This window comes from Streptomyces sp. 135, assembly GCF_020026305.1.
In the GTDB taxonomy this organism is placed as follows: Bacteria; Actinomycetota; Actinomycetes; order Streptomycetales; family Streptomycetaceae; genus Streptomyces.
Window position 1 is genome coordinate 388,790 of record NZ_CP075691.1, and the last position, 15,552, is coordinate 404,341.

General features: G+C 72.5%; 23 protein-coding genes. 12 read left to right on the forward strand and 11 right to left on the reverse strand.

All coding sequences use genetic code 11. The annotated features are described in order from the left end of the window. Nucleotides 1–140: 140 nt before the first annotated feature. Nucleotides 141–386: a hypothetical protein gene (locus KKZ08_RS01730; RefSeq protein ID WP_223772718.1), complete on the forward strand. Its 246-nt coding sequence runs from the start codon at nt 141–143 to the stop codon at nt 384–386. 75 nt (nt 387–461) lie between these two features. On the opposite strand, the gene KKZ08_RS01735 is transcribed toward KKZ08_RS01730, so the two are convergent. Continuing rightward, a complete protein-coding gene (locus KKZ08_RS01735) occupies nt 462–632 on the reverse strand; it encodes a hydrophobic protein (RefSeq protein WP_223772719.1) in 171 nt (56 codons plus the stop codon). Nucleotides 633–754: 122 nt separating this feature from the next. Between KKZ08_RS01735 and KKZ08_RS01740 the strand changes: the two genes are divergently transcribed. Beyond that, complete coding sequence (locus tag KKZ08_RS01740; RefSeq protein ID WP_127911481.1) at nt 755–1,009, forward strand: hypothetical protein; 255 nt, start codon at nt 755–757, stop codon at nt 1,007–1,009. 61 nt (nt 1,010–1,070) lie between these two features. Then, nucleotides 1,071–1,922, forward strand: a complete 852-nt coding sequence (locus KKZ08_RS01745; protein ID WP_223772720.1) for a YihY/virulence factor BrkB family protein — start codon at nt 1,071–1,073, stop codon at nt 1,920–1,922. A 42-nt stretch (nt 1,923–1,964) separates the two neighbouring features. Here KKZ08_RS01745 and KKZ08_RS01750 read toward each other — a convergent pair whose 3' ends face one another. Next, complete coding sequence (locus tag KKZ08_RS01750; RefSeq protein WP_320592275.1) at nt 1,965–2,324, reverse strand: hypothetical protein; 360 nt, start codon at nt 2,322–2,324, stop codon at nt 1,965–1,967. A 369-nt stretch (nt 2,325–2,693) separates the two neighbouring features. Here KKZ08_RS01750 and KKZ08_RS01755 point away from each other — a divergent pair, with 369 nt between their 5' ends. The 4 genes from KKZ08_RS01755 to KKZ08_RS01770 all read left to right on the forward strand — a co-directional run bounded on the left by KKZ08_RS01755 (nt 2,694) and on the right by KKZ08_RS01770 (nt 5,832). After that, nucleotides 2,694–3,257 (forward strand): VanZ family protein, encoded by a 564-nt coding sequence (locus tag KKZ08_RS01755; RefSeq protein ID WP_223772721.1) that lies wholly within the window; start codon nt 2,694–2,696, stop codon nt 3,255–3,257. 161 nt (nt 3,258–3,418) lie between these two features. Then, nucleotides 3,419–4,051, forward strand: a complete 633-nt coding sequence (locus KKZ08_RS01760) for a hypothetical protein (protein WP_223772722.1) — start codon at nt 3,419–3,421, stop codon at nt 4,049–4,051. 83 nt (nt 4,052–4,134) lie between these two features. Continuing rightward, the gene (locus KKZ08_RS01765; RefSeq protein ID WP_223772723.1) at nt 4,135–5,139 is read left to right on the forward strand and encodes a YdcF family protein; all 1,005 of its coding nucleotides are present in this window, start codon (nt 4,135–4,137) and stop codon (nt 5,137–5,139) included. Nucleotides 5,140–5,271: 132 nt separating this feature from the next. After that, the gene (locus tag KKZ08_RS01770; RefSeq protein WP_223772724.1) at nt 5,272–5,832 is read left to right on the forward strand and encodes a hypothetical protein; all 561 of its coding nucleotides are present in this window, start codon (nt 5,272–5,274) and stop codon (nt 5,830–5,832) included. A gap of 53 nt (nt 5,833–5,885) precedes the next feature. On the opposite strand, the gene KKZ08_RS01775 is transcribed toward KKZ08_RS01770, so the two are convergent. The 5 genes from KKZ08_RS01775 to KKZ08_RS01795 all read right to left on the reverse strand — a co-directional run bounded on the left by KKZ08_RS01775 (nt 5,886) and on the right by KKZ08_RS01795 (nt 9,187). Continuing rightward, a complete protein-coding gene (locus KKZ08_RS01775) occupies nt 5,886–6,452 on the reverse strand; it encodes a type 1 glutamine amidotransferase domain-containing protein (protein ID WP_223772725.1) in 567 nt (188 codons plus the stop codon). Between the two features lie 69 nt (nt 6,453–6,521). Continuing rightward, on the reverse strand, nt 6,522–6,788 hold the full coding sequence (locus KKZ08_RS01780) for a GlsB/YeaQ/YmgE family stress response membrane protein (RefSeq protein WP_223772726.1): 267 nt from the start codon (nt 6,786–6,788) through the stop codon (nt 6,522–6,524). Nucleotides 6,789–6,975: 187 nt separating this feature from the next. Then, a complete protein-coding gene (locus tag KKZ08_RS01785) occupies nt 6,976–7,542 on the reverse strand; it encodes a TetR/AcrR family transcriptional regulator (RefSeq protein WP_223772727.1) in 567 nt (188 codons plus the stop codon). A 9-nt stretch (nt 7,543–7,551) separates the two neighbouring features. Continuing rightward, a complete protein-coding gene (locus KKZ08_RS01790) occupies nt 7,552–8,976 on the reverse strand; it encodes an amidase (RefSeq protein WP_223772728.1) in 1,425 nt (474 codons plus the stop codon). Next, entirely contained in the window at nt 8,963–9,187 is a 225-nt protein-coding gene (locus KKZ08_RS01795) for a hypothetical protein (protein WP_223772729.1), read from the reverse strand. Before KKZ08_RS01795 ends, KKZ08_RS01790 begins: the two co-directional genes overlap by 14 nt. A 134-nt stretch (nt 9,188–9,321) precedes the next feature. Here KKZ08_RS01795 and KKZ08_RS01800 point away from each other — a divergent pair, with 134 nt between their 5' ends. After that, entirely contained in the window at nt 9,322–10,320 is a 999-nt protein-coding gene (locus tag KKZ08_RS01800; RefSeq protein WP_223772730.1) for an MBL fold metallo-hydrolase, read from the forward strand. On the opposite strand, the gene KKZ08_RS01805 is transcribed toward KKZ08_RS01800, so the two are convergent. From KKZ08_RS01805 to KKZ08_RS01820, 4 genes are all read right to left on the reverse strand, one after another. After that, on the reverse strand, nt 10,304–10,918 hold the full coding sequence (locus tag KKZ08_RS01805) for a hypothetical protein (protein WP_223772731.1): 615 nt from the start codon (nt 10,916–10,918) through the stop codon (nt 10,304–10,306). The two genes, KKZ08_RS01800 and KKZ08_RS01805, sit on opposite strands and share 17 nt — an antisense overlap. 157 nt (nt 10,919–11,075) lie before the next feature. After that, complete coding sequence (locus KKZ08_RS01810; protein ID WP_223772732.1) at nt 11,076–11,432, reverse strand: Asp23/Gls24 family envelope stress response protein; 357 nt, start codon at nt 11,430–11,432, stop codon at nt 11,076–11,078. Then, the gene (locus tag KKZ08_RS01815; RefSeq protein ID WP_223772733.1) at nt 11,429–12,124 is read right to left on the reverse strand and encodes an Asp23/Gls24 family envelope stress response protein; all 696 of its coding nucleotides are present in this window, start codon (nt 12,122–12,124) and stop codon (nt 11,429–11,431) included. The genes KKZ08_RS01810 and KKZ08_RS01815 overlap by 4 nt, the downstream gene beginning before the upstream one ends. Continuing rightward, the gene (locus tag KKZ08_RS01820; protein ID WP_223772734.1) at nt 12,115–12,705 is read right to left on the reverse strand and encodes an RNA polymerase sigma factor; all 591 of its coding nucleotides are present in this window, start codon (nt 12,703–12,705) and stop codon (nt 12,115–12,117) included. The genes KKZ08_RS01815 and KKZ08_RS01820 overlap by 10 nt, the downstream gene beginning before the upstream one ends. A gap of 248 nt (nt 12,706–12,953) precedes the next feature. On the opposite strand from KKZ08_RS01820, the gene KKZ08_RS01825 reads away from it, so the two are divergent. Genes KKZ08_RS01825 through KKZ08_RS01840 form a run of 4 tightly spaced genes read left to right on the forward strand, consistent with a single transcriptional unit; the run spans nt 12,954 to nt 15,333 of the window. Further along, complete coding sequence (locus KKZ08_RS01825; protein ID WP_223772735.1) at nt 12,954–13,493, forward strand: Asp23/Gls24 family envelope stress response protein; 540 nt, start codon at nt 12,954–12,956, stop codon at nt 13,491–13,493. A gap of 3 nt (nt 13,494–13,496) precedes the next feature. After that, nucleotides 13,497–13,685, forward strand: a complete 189-nt coding sequence (locus KKZ08_RS01830) for a hypothetical protein (protein WP_223779368.1) — start codon at nt 13,497–13,499, stop codon at nt 13,683–13,685. Next, nucleotides 13,682–14,752 (forward strand): DUF6286 domain-containing protein, encoded by a 1,071-nt coding sequence (locus tag KKZ08_RS01835; RefSeq protein WP_223772736.1) that lies wholly within the window; start codon nt 13,682–13,684, stop codon nt 14,750–14,752. Before KKZ08_RS01830 ends, KKZ08_RS01835 begins: the two co-directional genes overlap by 4 nt. Beyond that, complete coding sequence (locus KKZ08_RS01840) at nt 14,749–15,333, forward strand: hypothetical protein (protein ID WP_223772737.1); 585 nt, start codon at nt 14,749–14,751, stop codon at nt 15,331–15,333. Before KKZ08_RS01835 ends, KKZ08_RS01840 begins: the two co-directional genes overlap by 4 nt. The last annotated feature ends 219 nt before the right edge of the window (nt 15,334–15,552 follow it).

Genomic DNA, 15,552 nt, shown 5'->3' on the forward strand with positions numbered 1-15,552 from the left:
CGCGCCCCTCCCCTACCGAGGCGGGGCGTGGCTCCGCGGCGGGCGGAGGCCGATTTATTGCGGAATCTTCACGGCAGAACGCCCTTGCCTGCCGGTTTGACGGGCACCCGCACCGCGTCCTCAACGGAAAGGGGAGCGGCATGATCTCGGTCGCCGTCCTGCTCCTGCCGGGGCTGGCGCTTCTGCTGTTCGTGGTGGTGCGTCTGGAGGACGGGCTGCTCGACACCAAAGGACAGGCTCCTTCCGCCCGTCACGCCAGGCACCCCCGTCGGCGTCATCTGCGCCTGATTCCCGGCGGCGGTGACGTTTCACCGGCCATGGCATCGGCATCGGCGTCCACGCCCAAGAGTCTCGGGCAGCGGATGCGGGACAGGGATGCCGCCTGATCGATACGCGGCCGGGGCCCGGACGAATTCCGTCCGGGCCCCGGCCGCGGTGGTGCTGCGGATTTCTGCCGGTTTCTACCAGCGGTACCAACGCCCTCGTCGGCCGCCCGCTCCAGCAGAACGCATCACGAAGCCGAGCAGCCACAGGACGAGCACCACCGCCGCGACAAACCACAGCGCCTTCAGCGCGAATCCGGCACCGAAGAGAACCAGGGCCAGCAGAAGAACAATCAAAAGGGGAACCATCGTTATCAACCTCCAGTGCACCGTGTGCCCCCGGACTGCTCCCTTATGCATGGCAGCACGAGCAGGGCCGGAAGCCGTTTTGGCGTGCAGGTGAGGTGACATGAAAGTCTAGGGGCATGACGATGAATGATTACGACCGCGTACGCGCCGGCATCGAAGCCATGACGGCGTACATTTCCGGCGAACAGGTAATGGAGGAATACGTCGCCGAGAAACGCGCCGCCGACGGAAATCTCGACCAAGTCGCCGACAGCGCGACCGCGTTGTGCGCCGCACTGCTCTTCCAGATCGCCGAGATGACCGGAAAGACGCAGCACGAAGTACTTCAGGAACTGGCGCACGGGCTGAACCGCAACGAGGCCGAGCAGCGGGACTGACCGGCGCTTCGAGACGGAAGACGGCACCGCGCGCGCCGTACGCGTGAGAAGGAGCAGCCCCATGGACAGTCCACCGCCGCCCGCGCGGAGACGGACCGCCCTGCGTCGTACCCCCATATCGATGTGGAACGACGACATATCGGACTGGGCCGCGGCGTTGACGTACTACGCGATATTGGCCCTGCTCCCCGCCCTCCTCGTCACGGTCAGCCTCATCAGCCTGGTCAGTCCCGGTACGACCGAGGCGCTCATCGCCGAAGTCACGGACTGGGCCCCCGCTCAGGCGGGCCACTCCTTGCACCAGGCGCTCAGCGAGATGGCCGAGGCCCGTTCCGCGGCCTTGATGGTGGTGATCGGCGGAGCGGTCAGCGCGGTGTGGTCGGCGTCCAGCTACGCGGCCGTGTTCCGGCGGGCTCTGCACGCGATGCACGGCGTGGCGGACTGCCGGCCCGCCCTGCGCAAGGCGCACCGCGTGCTCATGACCGCGGTGACGCTCCTCGCGATCCTCGTCGCCAGCGCGTTGCTCCTGGTACTGAGCGGCCCGCTCGCCGAGGGGCTGGGGCGGCGGCTCGGCTTCGGCGACGCGGGGCAGACCGCGTGGAGCGTCCTCAAGTGGCCCGCTCTGGTCTGTCTGGTGGCGCTGCTCGTCCTGGTGCTCTTCCGCAACGCGCCGCCCGGGGCCCGCGGTTGGCGTCAGATCATGCCGGGCGGCCTGCTGGCGGCGCCCCTGTGGCTGCTCTCCTCGGGTCTCTTCACGTGGTACGCCTCGGGCGTCGGCTCCTACGGCAGGCTCTACGGCTCCCTCGCGGGCGTCGTCGTCTTCCTGGTGTGGCTCTGGGTGTCCAACCTGGCGCTGCTCGCCGGGGCGCAGTTCACCGTGGAACTGGCCCGCGTGCGGGCCGCCGCGGAGTGACGGAGGCCCGCACACGCCTGTCCCCCGCCGGACGGCCCGGTGTCAGGCGGCTCCGTCGTACGGGGTGACGCGCCGGTACGCGGCGCGCGCGTACAGCACCCGGGCCGTCGCCGTGCCGAGGAGAGCCGCCGCAAGCAGGCAGGCCATCCATCCGGGGTCACGGTGGCCCGCCCAGGAGATCTCCCCGGTGGGGTGGGTGGCGAAGAAGTTGAGCAGCGCCCAGCACAGCAGCGCCGTCCCCGGCGCCGCGACGAACCGGCCCAGCATGCCGAGGACCGCCGCGAGCAGGGACAGCGCGGTCAGGGCGAGGCTGGTGCGGTCGAGGGCGCCGAGCAGGTCGAACGTGCTCACCAGCACGAAGGAGCCCCAGGAAGCCGCCGTCCAGATGAGGGGTGTGGCCATGGGTTCGGGAACCGCTCTCGCGCCCTTGGCTATGTACCGCCACTCCATCACCGTCGGTTCCTCCCCACCACCGGGTTCCGGGCACGACAACGTCCCGGGCCCGTCCTCAGCCAATTCGTCGAGCGGGAGGACCACCGCACCGGTCCAGGTCACGGCCGTGGTCCTGCCAGCAGATTGTCGCACCCCGCCGAGAGGGGTGTAAGGCGTCTTCTCGCTGATGAGGCGTCTCCCGCGCCGACGGGAGCGTCTTCCGCGCCTGCGGGGCGTCTTCCGCGCTTGGGACGCGCGGTGCGAGGAACCCGTCGGCATCGGGCGCCGCACACCGCCCGCGTCGCCCGCACCGTCCAGAGGCCCTTCCTGGAGGCACTGATGGCACGAACGGACCGCTATGCGAACCCGAGTGAGGGGGACGCCGCCGACGACACCTCCCCCCGCCGTACGACCCTGTCCCCGCTGGCGCGGGCGGCGACGATGCTGGCCGCCTTCGCCGGGATGGTGGCCTTCGGCGTGGTCCTCGCCCGGCTGACCCTGGAGCCCTCGGCGGCGTCCGAGGCGCTGACGCACAGCAACTTCAAGCCCGGTGACTCCATTCGCGACTACCTCGGCCAACCCGCTTTCCGTGACACGGTCAAGCAGATCGGCGGCAACATCCTCCTGGGCGTGCCCTTCGGGCTGCTGCTGCCGGTGCTGCTGCCCCGGACGCGCGGTCTGGTGCGGGTGGCGGTGGCCACGGCGGTGACCATGGTCCTCGTCGAGCTGGCCCAGGGCGCCTTCGTGACCGGCCGGACCTTCGACATCGACGACGTCATCCTCAACACGACGGGCGCGCTGCTCGGTTACCTCGTCCTGGGGCGCCGGCTCGGGCGGGCCGTGCATCCCCGGCGGCGGCACTGGTGGCACCGGTCCACCCGGCGCGGCACGGCGGGCGCCTGACGGAGAAGACGGCGCGCGGCGAGGCCCTGACGTGGTCTTCTCAGGCCTGGAAAGGTGAATCGCCGCCGCGGATGTCACCCCATGCGTTTATGCGACCCCCTAATTGGTAACTCGCTGTAGCGAAAGCCTCGCGTGAGGGATCCTCTGCGGAAGGCAGGCACATGTCCGCAAGCATGCTGGCCATCCTGGGTGCTGCGGTGGCGATCGTCACGGCGCTGCTGCTCGCCCGCCCGCTGAACCAGACGACCACCGACGACCTCCGGCGCCGCTTCGGTCCCGAGTTCGACCGCGCGGTGGCGCGGCACCGTGGGGACACAGAGGCAGCCGAGCGAGAGCTCAGCGAACGGCTGCGGCGCTTCGGCGGGCTGCGGGTGAGGGGTCTGAGCACCGTTGCCCGTGAGCGGTACAGCGCCGAGTGGGCCATGCTCCAGGCACGGTTCATCGACGCCCCGGGGCAGACGGTCGCCCAGGCCAACGCCCTCCTCAACCGGCTGGCAGCCGAGCGCGGCTTCCCCGCGGAGTCGCGCGAGCGCCAGGCCGACGCCCTCTCCCTGCACTGCCCGCGGCACGCGCAGGGCGGCCGTGAACTGCACGAGGCGGCGCGGCGTGCCGCCGCCGGCGAGATGGACACCGAGGCCATGCGCCGCGCCATGCTCGCCGGATACGAGCTCTTCCACGAGCTGCTCCTCCCGCGTCCGCAGGACCGCAAGGTCGACGCCATGGCCGGTCATGCGCGGCCGTACCGCCCGTTCAGGGTTCCGCCGCAGCGGTCCGCGCACTCCAGCCGGTACTGACCCGGCGGCAGCGCCCCTTGCCACCGGTCCCGGTGGCAAGGGGCGCGCTCCGCCCGGAACTCACGCCCCCATACGCTGTGCGGATGTTGGTCTACATCCCGGCGGCCCTGCTCTTCCTCGTCTTCTCCTGGCGGATGCTGCGCGAGCGCCGAAGGTTCGGCAACGCGGTGATCCTGGGCCTCGCCGTGCTCTGCGGACTGGTCGCCTGGCTGTCCCGGCTGATCCGGTCCGGTTCGACGTCGGGCCTGGTCATCGCCTTCTCGCTGCTCGCGGTGGGCGCGCTGGGGATCCTCGTGCTCACCTACCTGCTCTTCGTCAACGGCCTGCGGATGCTGCGCAAGGAGGGCAGGAGCCCGGCCAATCTGCTCTCGCTGGCGGCCGCCCTGAGCATCCTCGGCGTCATCGCCCTCGTGATCACTGCCGCCCTCGTGCGTACGCCGGTGCTGCTCGGGGTGGGAGCGGCCGCGCTCGGGCTGTCGGGCTACGTCTCCTTCCTCTTCCTGAGCTTCGTCTGTTACGCGTTTCTCTACGGCCGGTTGCAGGTCCGCCGCAGGGCCGACTTCGTGGTCGTCCTCGGCTCGGGGCTCGTCGGTGGTTCCACGGTGCCGCCGCTGCTGGCCGGCCGGCTCCGGCGGGCGCAGGAGGTGCACGCGCGGCTCTCGGCGCACGGTGCCCCTCCGGTGCTCATCACCTCGGGCGGTCAGGGGCCGGACGAGGATCTGCCGGAATCCCACGCCATGGCCGACTACTTGACCGACCGGGGATTTCCCGCCGGGCTGATCGAGCGCGAGGACCGCTCGACGACGACGGGGGAGAACCTGCGGTTCAGCAAGGCCATCATGGAGAAGACGAAGCCCGACTACCGGTGCGTCGTCGTCACCAACAACTACCACGCCTTCCGTGCCGCGCTCACCGCGCGCCGGGCCGGGGTCAGGGCCCAGGTGGTGGGCGCCCCCACGGCCTCGTACTTCTGGCCCAACGCGACGATCCGCGAGTTCGCCGCCGTGCTCGTGGCCTACCGCCGGACCAACATCTGCATCGGTCTGCTGTTCGTCCTCGGCGGGGTGCTGGTCTGGGCGGTGCGTTAGCCGGTCGGCGGCTACTCCGCGTGGCCGTGTCCGGCGCGCCGACGGCGCCGGTTGCGCCTTGCATGAGGGGCAGCGCGCGGAGTCCGCAGGGACGGCATGCTCCCGGCCGCGCGAAGGATCGAGGTCTGTCTCATGCACGTCCGTCCCACCGTCACCGCAGCCGCGTTCGGCGTCGCCGCGTTCGCCTTGATGGCGCCGCAGGCACTGGCCGACGTGGAACCCCCGGTGGAGCCACCGACCCAGGGCGAGGTCCAGACCGGGCCCCGGACGGACGGCCGGACCGAGGACCAGACCGAGCCGTCCCTGTCGATCACCCCGAGCCCCGGCCGGCCGGGGCAGTCGGTGGTCGTCTCCGTCAGCGGTGGCTGCACCGCCGACTCGGCCACCGCCCGTTCGAACGCCTTCGCCCAGAACGTCCAGCTGTCCACCGGCTCGGCCGGCGTCTACACGGGCACGGGCACCATCCGCACCGACGCCCGCGCCGGCAGCCACACCGTGAGCGTCTCCTGTCCCGGCGGCGGCACCTCCACGTACTCGATCACCGTGGCGGGGGCGATCACCCCCGAACGGGGCGTGCGCGCCGGGGGCGGCGGCTCGCACGGTGCGGACGTCGTCTACATCGGAGCGGGTGTGGCCCTGGTCCTCGCGGCAGGCGGGTACACCGCGTACCGGCTACGGCGCCGGCAGTACTGACGCACGCCGAACGGCCGGGAGGGCGGGCCTCCCGGCCGTTCGGCGTGCGTCCGTCAGGCGGCCGCTTCGAACACGGAGCCGATCTCGCGGAGGAAGTCGTCGAGATCGTCCGGGGTGCGGGAGGTGATGAGGTCCCAGCCCTGCGCACCGCAGTGCATGACGGACTTGTCGACCCAGGTGCCCTTGGCGTTGCGGATGTCGGTGGCGACCGAGGCGTAGGACGTCAGGGTCTTGCCGTCCAGGACACCGGCCTCGACCAGCAGCCACGGGCCGTGGCAGATCGCCGCCACCTTGCGGCCGGACTCCGCGAAGGAGCGGACCATCGCGACGGCGCTCTCCTCCAGGCGCAGAGTGTCGGCGTTGACCGTGCCGCCGGGTACAAGCAGCAGGTCGTAGGAGGAGGCGTCCGCGTCGGCCAGGGTGAGGTCCGGGTCGACGGTCTTGCCGGGGTCCTTGTCGCCCACGAGGGTGCGGATCTCGTCCCCGGACACGGCGGCCACGTCGACGTGCGCCCCCCGCTCCCGCAGGTGCCGCACCGGCACCACCAGCTCGTCCTGTTCGACTCCGTAATTGGTCACGATCGCCAGTACGCGGCGGCCGTTCAGGGTGTTGTCAGCCATGACATTGCCTTTCGCCTTTTCCTGGGGGTGTTCTTCGTCTGCTGTCGCGCTCTCGCGGCGCGGCCGGGCTCAGCGGGCGGAGCGGCCGGTCACCATCCGGTACAGGAACAGGACGACCACCGATCCGACGACGGCAGCGATCCAGGTCGACAGGTGGAAGAAGCCGTTGATCGACTCCACCCCGAAGATCAGCTTGCCGAGCCAGCCGCCGAGGAGCCCGCCCACGATGCCGATCAGCATCGTGACGATCAGCCCGCCCGGGTCCTTCCCCGGTGTCAGTGCCTTGGCGATCGCCCCCGCGATCAAGCCGACCAGAATCCAGGCGATGACGCCCACGGTGCTACCTTCCGTTCACTTTCGAGTCGATCGGTCGCTCCGGTACCCGCCTTCAGCATGACTACACGGCGGGGCGCCGCCAGACGGATCCGGCGACCGGAGTAAGGAACGGTTGCCCTGGTGACCGGGCGTCACGCGGGACCAACGACTCTCACGACAGGGCAGGAAGTCCTCCCGGAAGGGCGGGTCAGGGCAGCGGCATCAGGCGGTAGAACACGGTGGCGACGAGGTCGCGGGCGTACTGGGCGTCGAGCAGGCCGGGGCGGAAGAGGATGCGGTACATCATCGGCGCCACGACGTGGTCCATCACCGTGTCGGTGCCGGGGACGTGTTCGCCGCGCTCGGCCGCGCGGCGCAGGATCGTCTCGACCTGTTCGACGGCGTAGGCGGAGCACTGGCCGGCGCTCCCTCCGGCGGGGTCCGCGGCCAGGGCGTCGCGGATGTAGGAGCGGCCCGGCGGTGAGGACATCTCCTCCAGGAAGTCCGCGGCCCAGCGCTCCAGGTCCTCGCGCAGGTTCCCGAAGTCGCCCGGGGGCGTCTCGGGGCGCAGCCGCTCCACGGCGACGTCCGCGAGGAGTTCCTGGAGGTCTCCCCACCGGCGGTAGACCGTCGACGGGGTGACACCGGCACGCGCGGCGATCCGGGGGACGGTGAGATCGCCGCCCTCGCCCTGTAGTTCGCGCACCGCGGTGTGCACCGACTGCTGGACTCGGGCGCTGCGTCCTCCGGGGCGGACGGCTGGTCTTGGGCTCACCCCTTCACCTTAACGCAAAGACATTGCCCCAGTCGGCGCCGCCGAGTGCGCTGCGGCGGCGTGCGGCGGCAGTCCCCTCCCCCGCTCTCCCGGCCCCGGCGCGTGAGCCGCCTCGTACGCGCGGCCGGTCCGCACCACCGTGGCCTCGGCGAAGGGCCTGCCGATGAGCTGCATGCCGATGGGCAGTCCCGCGCTGTCGGCGCCGACGGGCAGGGTGAGGGCGGGCAGGCCCGTGATGTTCGCCGGGGCCGACAGCCGTACGTAGGCGTCGGACACGCTCTCCTCGGATCCGTCCGGCCACGGGATGGTCCGCTGGTCGCGGTGGGCGGCGGTGGCGGGCACCGTCGGCGCGGCGACGACGTCGACGGTCTCGAAGAGCCGCGTCCAGGCGTCGCGCATGAGCGTGCGGGACCGCCGGGCGCGCAGATAATCGCCCGCCGGGACGAGCCCGCCCGCTTCGAGCAGGGTGCGGACGTCGTCGGAGTACAGCTCGGGGGACGTACGAAGGGTCCGCTGGTGGTAGGCCGTGGCCTCGGGGACCATGAGCCCCCACTGGGTGGCCTGGAGGTACTCGCTCATCGGGATGGCGACGCCGACGAGTTCGGCGCCGAGCGCGCCGAGGACGTCGATGGCGGCGCGGACGGCTTCCTCCACCTCGGGGTGCACCCGGTCGAAGTAGTGGTTCCGGGGGACGCCGACGCGCAGCCCGGCGAGGCTCCCGCCGGCGGGGCTCGCGGTGTCGCCCCCGCCGCCGAGGAGCGCTTCGAGTGCGAGTCCGGCGTCCTCGACGGTGCGGGTGATCGGCCCCACGTGGTCGAGGGACCAGGACAGGGGCGTGACACCGCGGACGGGGACGAGTCCGTACGTGGGTTTGAGTCCCACCACGCCGTTGAGCGCCGCGGGGACCCGGATGGACCCGCCGGTGTCCGTGCCCAGGGCGAAGGTGGCCTCCCCCGCCGCGACCGCCACCGCCGAGCCGCCGCTGGAGCCGCCGGCCACCCGGTCGTGGGCCCAGGCGTTGCGGGTCCGGGGCGTGGTGAGTCCGTAGGCGAACTCGTGGGTGTGGGTCTTGCCGAGCAGGACCGCTCCGGCGGCGCGCAACCGGCTCGCGACCGTGCTGTCGCGGTCGGCCACGGGGGCCGACTCCCGGACGCGGGAGCCGGCCTTGGTGGGCAGGCCGGCGACGTCGATGAGGTCCTTGAGGCCCATCGGGATGCCGTGCAGCGGACCGAGTTGGCGCCCCGCCGCGATGTCCCGTTCGGCTCGCACGGCCGCCCGGCGCGCGGCCTCGGCAAGGACCGTCACGTAGGCGTTCAGGCGCCCTTCCACGGACTCGACGCGTCGCAGCACCGAGTCGGTCAGCTCCACGGGCGACAGTTCGCGCGCCGCGATCGCCTTCGCCGCTTCGGCGAGGGTCAACTCATACGGCCGCATCGTCCCGCCCCTCCTCCACGCCGCGCCGCGCCGGGTACGCCGGAGCGGGTGCGACCTCGCCCGGATCGAGTTCACGCAGTACGGCGATGACGCCCTGGATGTGGTTGGCGGTGGCCGTCACCAGGTCGAGCCGTCCTGGTTCGAGGGGCAGTCCGGCCCGCTGTGCCCAGCGGGCCACCTCGTGCGGGAGGAGATCTGGGGTCGTCGGCATGGTCAACGGTGTTCCTTCCGGGGCGGAGAAGCCTTAAAAGCTCAACGTTTGCGTTAGTGGACCGTACGGCATACCGTCACCTAACGCAAAGAGATTGCTTTTAACCTCCCCTCGAATCTGAAAGGGCCTCCGAGATGGCCGAGAACATCGCCTCCCCGCAGTCCGCCGACAGTCCCGCGCCGAGCTGGGCCGTGGGCGATCTGCTCGTGCACCGCATCGACGAAGTGGCGCTCCCCCCGCAGACGGGCCCCTGGCTGCTGCCCACCGCCACTCCCGACGTCGTGGACGGCACCCCGTGGCTCCGGCCGCACTTCGCCGGGGCCGACGGCGTCCTGCGGCTTGCCAGTCACACGTTCGCCGTCGAGGCGAACGGACTGCGCGTACTGATCGACACGGGCATCGGCAACGGCAAGACCCGGGCCAACCCCGCCTGGCACGACCTGGACACCGACTACCTCCACCGGCTCACGGCGGCGGGCTTCGCGCCGGAGAGCGTCGACCTGGTCGTCCTGACCCATCTGCACACCGACCACGTCGGCTGGAACACCCGTCGGCAGGACGGGCGTTGGGTGCCCACCTTCCCCCGCGCCCGCTATCTGGCGTCCCGCGCCGAATGGGACCACTGGGCGAACGGTGACCTGGAGGAGCCGCGCCGGCAGATGTTCCGGGACTCGGTCCACCCGATCCGGGACGCCGGGCTGCTCGACCTCGTCGACGTGAGGGGCCCCGGGACCGAAGTGGCCGACGGCGTCCGGCTGCTGTCCACCCCCGGCCACACGCCGGGCCATGTCGCCGTGCGGCTCGAAGGCGGCGATCGGGACGCCGTCGTCACCGGCGACTGCGTGCACCATCCGGTGCAGATGCGCCACCCCGACATCACCAGCTGCGTGGACACGGACCCGGACCGGGCCGTCCGCAGCCGCCGGGAGCTCCTCGCGGGCCTCGCCGACACCGGAACCCTGCTGCTCGGCGGCCACTTCCCGCCGCCGACGGCGGGCCACGTCGTCAGGGACGGCGGCGGCTACCGCCTCGAAGCCGCCGCCCCACCCTCGCCGGAAGCGGCCCCGGCATGCATGCCGGGAGCCGAGGCCGAGGGTGAGTGCGGCTCGTCGAGGGTCAGTACAGCTTGTTGACGGCCGTGGCGGTGGTGGTCTTGAAGTCGCCGGCCTGGGCGTCCGCGAAGGTGCCCATCTGTCCCCACGTCACGAGCGTCACCGTGTTGCCGTCACGCCCCACCGAGAACATGTTGATGTCGGTGGCTCCCCAGGAGGCGACCGTGTGGACGCCGTAGACGTGTGCTCCCTCCTCGACGTTCACCTTGCCGTAGTACTTCTGCGCCGCGGTGATCTCGGGGTTCTGCTGCATCACCGTCTTCGCGCACCCGTCGAGCTTCTTGCGCAGCAGGGCCGCGAAGTCCTTGGCCCGCTGCTCGCTGCGCTCGACCACGGTCACCTGGAGCGCACCGGTGTCGAGGTCCGTGCGGTACGTGCGGTGCACGGAGGTCGACGGCAGCCCCTCGCCGACGCACATCGGCAGCGGGTCGGGCTGCCCCGAAGTCACCGGCCCGGCATACCAGGGCGACGACGCGTGCGGCGGCAGCTCGGAAGGCTCCAGGAAGCGGGGCCCGCCGGCGGCGGAAGCGGGCACCGCCCCGGCGGCGACACCCGCCACGGCCACCACGGCTGCCGCGGCGAACAGACCCTTGTTCTTGCGTACGCTCGTCCTCATCATCGTTCTCCCCCACATGGTTCGGTCGGCCTGCTCCGGGCGGATCCGTCCGCCCTTCGACCCCACGCCCCATACGACCCGCGCCGCCCCTGGGCCGTTGCCCTCGCGCACGTCACAGCTCTGTCATCCATGTCACCGAACGGCAACACGCCACAGGGCCTCACACCAACCCGGTCACGGTCACGGAGACCCGAAGAGGGGCGTCCGCCCCCCCGCGCAGGGCCTCGGTGACCGCGGCGCGCACCGACCGGGTCACGTCGACAGCGCGGTGGCCCCGGTGCAGGACGACGTGCACCTCGATGTGCCACCCCCCGGTACCGCCGAGCCGTCTCACACGTACGCCCGAGGAATGCGACGACCTTCCGACGCCCGGACTCCCCGCGCGTACGCGGCTCAGGGGGCCCGAAGCGCGCAGGAGTTGGGCCAGGCCGGGCCGCAGGAAGGCGACTCCGGCCGTGTCGAGGACCGCCCTCGCGACGGTGTCCGTCAGCTCACCGGATGCGTGTTGCTCCGTCACGGTCGCCGTCCTTCCACGTCGTCGTCGTGCTCGGTCCCCTCATCGATGAGGTCGCCGATCGTCACGTCGACCGTCGCGACCGGCATGCCCAGCTCGGCGTCGGCCGCCTCCAGCACCCTGCGGCGGACGCGCTCGGCGACCTCCTGGAGATTCCATGTGAGGGCGACCTGCACTTCGAGGCGGATCCTGACCGGGCCCCGCCGTAGGCGTCCCGCCGGGGCGGGGGGCGCGTCGTCCTCGGGCCGGACCTCGATGCGGCAACTGCCCGCCCGCACCCCGGTCAGGGTCTCGGCCGCCGCGCGGACGGTTCGGGCGGCGGCCGCCTCCACGATCCAGGCGTCCTCGTCCTCCTCGCCGAGCGGCAGCGTCCGGCCCGGCCGCAGTTCGAGCCGGACCACCTCCATGACGCGGCCGACGAGCGCGGAGGCGTCGGCCTCCTCCCGCTCCCGCGGCTCCGACGCGCGCGCGGCGGAGACGACGTCCTCCAGGCGGCGCAGGGTGTCCAGCGCCTCGGTGCAGTGCGGGCACGCGGCGGCGTGGGGATCGGGTTCGCCGCTCTCCCAGTGCTCCCAGACGCTCCACAACTCCCGTCCGCAGGGCAGCGGTTCACGCTCCGCGAAGCCGTCCGCCGGATTCTCCCCGGTGGCCGTCCCGCGCTCCTCGCCCGGCCCGGTCCCCTCGTTCACCGCCATGCGGCCATCGCCTCCGTGAGATAGCGCCGCGCCCTGAAGACGCGGCCGCGCACCGCCTCCGGGCTGATCCCGACCGACTCGGCGATGGATTCGTAGGAAAGGCCGTTGAGTTCGCGCAGCACCCAGCACACCCGCTGTTCCGGTGACAGTCCCGCCATCGCCCTGCTCAGGTCCGCCACGGCCGCGTGCCCCTCGGCCACCCTGGCGGGCGATGCCTCGTGCTCCGGGGCCTGCGGCTCGGGTACGCCTTCCAGGCCCACGGCGGGGCGGCGGGCGCGCAGCACGTTCAGGCACCGGTTGGTGACGATGCGGTGTATCCACGTACTGAACCGGGCGTCCCGCCGGAACTCGGGCAGCTTGCGCCATGCGCTCACGAACGACTCCTGCACGGCGTCCTCGGCCTCCGTCCGACTCCCCAGCAGCCGCGTCGCCAGCCGCAGCAGGCCGGGCGCGTGGCGTCGCACCAACTCCTCGAAGGCCTCTTCGTCACCTTCCCCGGCCCGTACCGCCAGCAATCCGTCCTCGCGCCGTGCGGACTCCTCCGCTCCGTCCTCGGGCGCTCTGCCCCGGTCCCCGGGCACACGCGGCTCCTCTCGTCCAGGTCGTGCTCGTACGACACACGGAAGGCCGCCCGCGTTACGCGGCGAAGGCACGGTACCTCCCGGAAGGAGAAGTTCTTCCGAGGCGCGTAACGAATTCCCGCCGTCCGTGTCAGACAAGCACGGAGCCGGGCACCCGGCCGGGGTACCGAAGGCTCAGCCGACCGACATGCCGACCGACAGGCGGCTGACGGCCGGTCACAGGACTCCGATGACGAGGAGATGCCGATATGGCGACTCAGGACATTCATTCGAACGCGGCCACGACGTCCGGTGGCACCGACAGCGGTCCCACCGGGACAGCCCAGAAGAGCGCGGGCACCGCCGCGGTGGCGGGGACCACCACGGTGACGGGCGGCACCGGTGCGGGCGAGCCGGCCGCGACCCGGGGGAAGACATCCATCGCCGATGTCGTGGTCGTGAAGATCGCCGGGATGGCGGCGCGGGAGATCCCCGGCGTCTTCGACATGGGCGGCGGCCTCTCGCGGACCATCGGCGCGGTGCGGGACCGGGTGCCGGGCGGGCGGCCCAACGTCGGGCGCGGCGTGAAGGTCGAGGTCGGCGAGCGGCAGACGGCGATCGATCTGGACATCGTCGTCGAGTACGGCGTGCCGATCACCGACGTCGCCCATGATGTGCGCGAGAACGTCATCGGCGCCGTGGAGCGGATCACCGGTCTGGAAGTCGTCGAGGTCAACGTCGCGGTCAACGACGTACGGCTGCCCGACGACGAGACCGCGGACTCCGCCGGCGAGACGCGGGTGGAGTAGCGGGTGGCGAGCACAGCTCTGGCAGGCATGATCGCCGGGATGGCCCTGGGGTTCGCCGGGTGGTTCGGCGGCTTCGGCGCGTTCCTTCTGGTGGCCGCGCTCGGCGCGGTCGGCTTCGTCCTCGGGCGTCTCGTGGACAACGGCACGGACATACGCGACTTCCTCGGCGGCCGTGACCGGGAGCGGCGATGAGCACGCGTCCGGTGGAGCCTCGCACCACGCCCCCGGCCGAGCGCGGCGCGACGACCGTGGCCGAGCGCGCGGTGCGCCGCATCGCGGAACGGGCCGCCACGGAGGCGTTGGCGCCGGGCGAGGTACAGGTGAGCCGAGGGTCGGCCGTGGTGCGTGGCCGCCGGGCCAGGGTGGGGGTCGCCGTGACGCTGCCCTACCCCGCCGTGCTCGACGAGGCGGGTGAACGCGTACGGTCGCACGTCGCCGACCGCACGGCCCGCCTCACCGGTCTCGCCGTGCCCTCGGCCCGGGTCCGGATCCGCGAACTGCGCGTGCGCGAAGAGGTACGGGGCGAGGGAGAGAAAGAGCAATCGGGAGAGGCTGAAGGGACGGCGGACGGGGCCCACGGACCGTCCGGGGCGGTGGCCGCGTCGCCGAAGCGGGCCAGGGAGTCTGCGGCCGTGGGCCGGGCGCGTCGACCGTGGTCCCAACGTCGGGCCCTCGCCGGAGCGTTGGCGTTCGCCTGCGCGGGGGTCTGCGGTCTGTTCCTGTACGACGTGGTGTCCGTCCACGCGGCCGGGCGGCCTCCCGCCCGGTGGCGGGACCGGCTGATGGAGTGGCTGGCCACCCACGGCCCGGACGGCGGCGCATGGCCCGGCGTGGCCCTGGCGGCCGCCGTGTTCCTCCTCGGCGTATGGCTGCTGGTCCTGGCCCTCACGCCGGGGCGGCGGCGCGAGCTGCCCATGGCGGGAGCGTCCCCGGAGGTCCGGGCGGTGCTCGACCGGCGTGCCGTGGCGGTGCTGCTGCGGGACGCCGTGGCGGAGCTGCCCGGCATCACCCGGGTGCGGGTCCGTGTCGGGCGCCGTGGGGCGCGGGTGCGGGCCGGGCTTGCGTTCGGCCCCCTGGAGTCCGCGCGCCGTGCGGTGGCCGAGACCGCGGAGGAGGCCTTGGCCGCCTGCGGTCTGGCGAGGCCCCCGCGGCTGCGGGTCCGGGTGCGCGCCGAGCCCGCCTGGCATGCTCCCGCGCCACCGGAGGCGGACGTGGCGCCCGCGGCCGACGCTTCGACGCGGAGGAGCACCCTGCCATGAGCCGGCTCCGTAACGGCACCAACCGCGCCGCCTTGTTCGGGGTGGCGGTGGCACTGCTGGCCGCGGGCGCCACGCTGGCCTCCGCGACCGGCGTCGTCCGGGACCGGCTGCCCGCGAGCCTGCCCCGCCTCCCCGGAGGCAGGACATGGCTCGACGGGGAGGCCCTCGGCCGCTGGCGGGACCAGGGCTGGTGGCCCGCCGTGGTGATCGCCGCGCTCTCCGTCGGCGTACTGCTGTTCCTGTGGTGGGGCTGGGCTCAGGTCCGCGTGGGGCGCCTGCGGGAACTGCCGCTCGGGCTGCGGGGCGTGACCTTGTCCGGTCCGGCGCTGGCGGCGGCGATGGCCGAGCGGGCGGAGGCCGTCGACGGCGTGGTCCATGCGCGCGTGGTTCTGCTGGGCCGCCCCCGCCGGCTGCGCGCACGCATCACGCTGGTCCTGGCCGCAGGCAGCCGCCCGGAGGCGGTGCTGCGCGATCTCACGCGGCAGGCCGTCACCGAGGCGAGAGCCGCGGCGGCGCCCCGCACCGTGGCCGTCGACGCACGCCTGACGGTCCGGCACCACAGGGCCCGGCGGCTGCGGTGACGCGCTTCCCGTAGTGGGGGCGTGCCGGTGGGCGCCCGGCGGGCCGCCCCGGCGGTGTTCGGACCTTGACCTCCGGCACCCCGCCGTCGGCCGACTGACGCGCATCCGCCGAGCCCCTGACGATGACGACACGCCGACCGGCACCCGACGGCCACCCCGGCAATGCTCAGGCCCCGACCTCCGACACCTCACCGGCGGCGGGCGCGTGACGATGAAGGC

What these genes read in the sequence shown, in the direction of transcription:
- KKZ08_RS01730 (WP_223772718.1), top strand. Translation starts at nt 141, where the DNA reads ATGATCTCGGTCGCCGTCCTGCTCCTGCCGGGGCTGGCGCTTCTGCTG.
- KKZ08_RS01735 (WP_223772719.1), bottom strand. Translation starts at nt 632, where the DNA reads ATGGTTCCCCTTTTGATTGTTCTTCTGCTGGCCCTGGTTCTCTTCGGT.
- KKZ08_RS01740 (WP_127911481.1), top strand. Translation starts at nt 755, where the DNA reads ATGAATGATTACGACCGCGTACGCGCCGGCATCGAAGCCATGACGGCG.
- KKZ08_RS01745 (WP_223772720.1), top strand. Translation starts at nt 1,071, where the DNA reads ATGGACAGTCCACCGCCGCCCGCGCGGAGACGGACCGCCCTGCGTCGT.
- KKZ08_RS01750 (WP_320592275.1), bottom strand. Translation starts at nt 2,324, where the DNA reads ATGGCCACACCCCTCATCTGGACGGCGGCTTCCTGGGGCTCCTTCGTG.
- KKZ08_RS01755 (WP_223772721.1), top strand. Translation starts at nt 2,694, where the DNA reads ATGGCACGAACGGACCGCTATGCGAACCCGAGTGAGGGGGACGCCGCC.
- KKZ08_RS01760 (WP_223772722.1), top strand. Translation starts at nt 3,419, where the DNA reads ATGTCCGCAAGCATGCTGGCCATCCTGGGTGCTGCGGTGGCGATCGTC.
- KKZ08_RS01765 (WP_223772723.1), top strand. Translation starts at nt 4,135, where the DNA reads ATGTTGGTCTACATCCCGGCGGCCCTGCTCTTCCTCGTCTTCTCCTGG.
- KKZ08_RS01770 (WP_223772724.1), top strand. Translation starts at nt 5,272, where the DNA reads ATGCACGTCCGTCCCACCGTCACCGCAGCCGCGTTCGGCGTCGCCGCG.
- KKZ08_RS01775 (WP_223772725.1), bottom strand. Translation starts at nt 6,452, where the DNA reads ATGGCTGACAACACCCTGAACGGCCGCCGCGTACTGGCGATCGTGACC.
- KKZ08_RS01790 (WP_223772728.1), bottom strand. Translation starts at nt 8,976, where the DNA reads ATGCGGCCGTATGAGTTGACCCTCGCCGAAGCGGCGAAGGCGATCGCG.
- KKZ08_RS01795 (WP_223772729.1), bottom strand. Translation starts at nt 9,187, where the DNA reads ATGCCGACGACCCCAGATCTCCTCCCGCACGAGGTGGCCCGCTGGGCA.
- KKZ08_RS01800 (WP_223772730.1), top strand. Translation starts at nt 9,322, where the DNA reads ATGGCCGAGAACATCGCCTCCCCGCAGTCCGCCGACAGTCCCGCGCCG.
- KKZ08_RS01805 (WP_223772731.1), bottom strand. Translation starts at nt 10,918, where the DNA reads ATGATGAGGACGAGCGTACGCAAGAACAAGGGTCTGTTCGCCGCGGCA.
- KKZ08_RS01815 (WP_223772733.1), bottom strand. Translation starts at nt 12,124, where the DNA reads ATGGCGGTGAACGAGGGGACCGGGCCGGGCGAGGAGCGCGGGACGGCC.
- KKZ08_RS01825 (WP_223772735.1), top strand. Translation starts at nt 12,954, where the DNA reads ATGGCGACTCAGGACATTCATTCGAACGCGGCCACGACGTCCGGTGGC.
- KKZ08_RS01835 (WP_223772736.1), top strand. Translation starts at nt 13,682, where the DNA reads ATGAGCACGCGTCCGGTGGAGCCTCGCACCACGCCCCCGGCCGAGCGC.
- KKZ08_RS01840 (WP_223772737.1), top strand. Translation starts at nt 14,749, where the DNA reads ATGAGCCGGCTCCGTAACGGCACCAACCGCGCCGCCTTGTTCGGGGTG.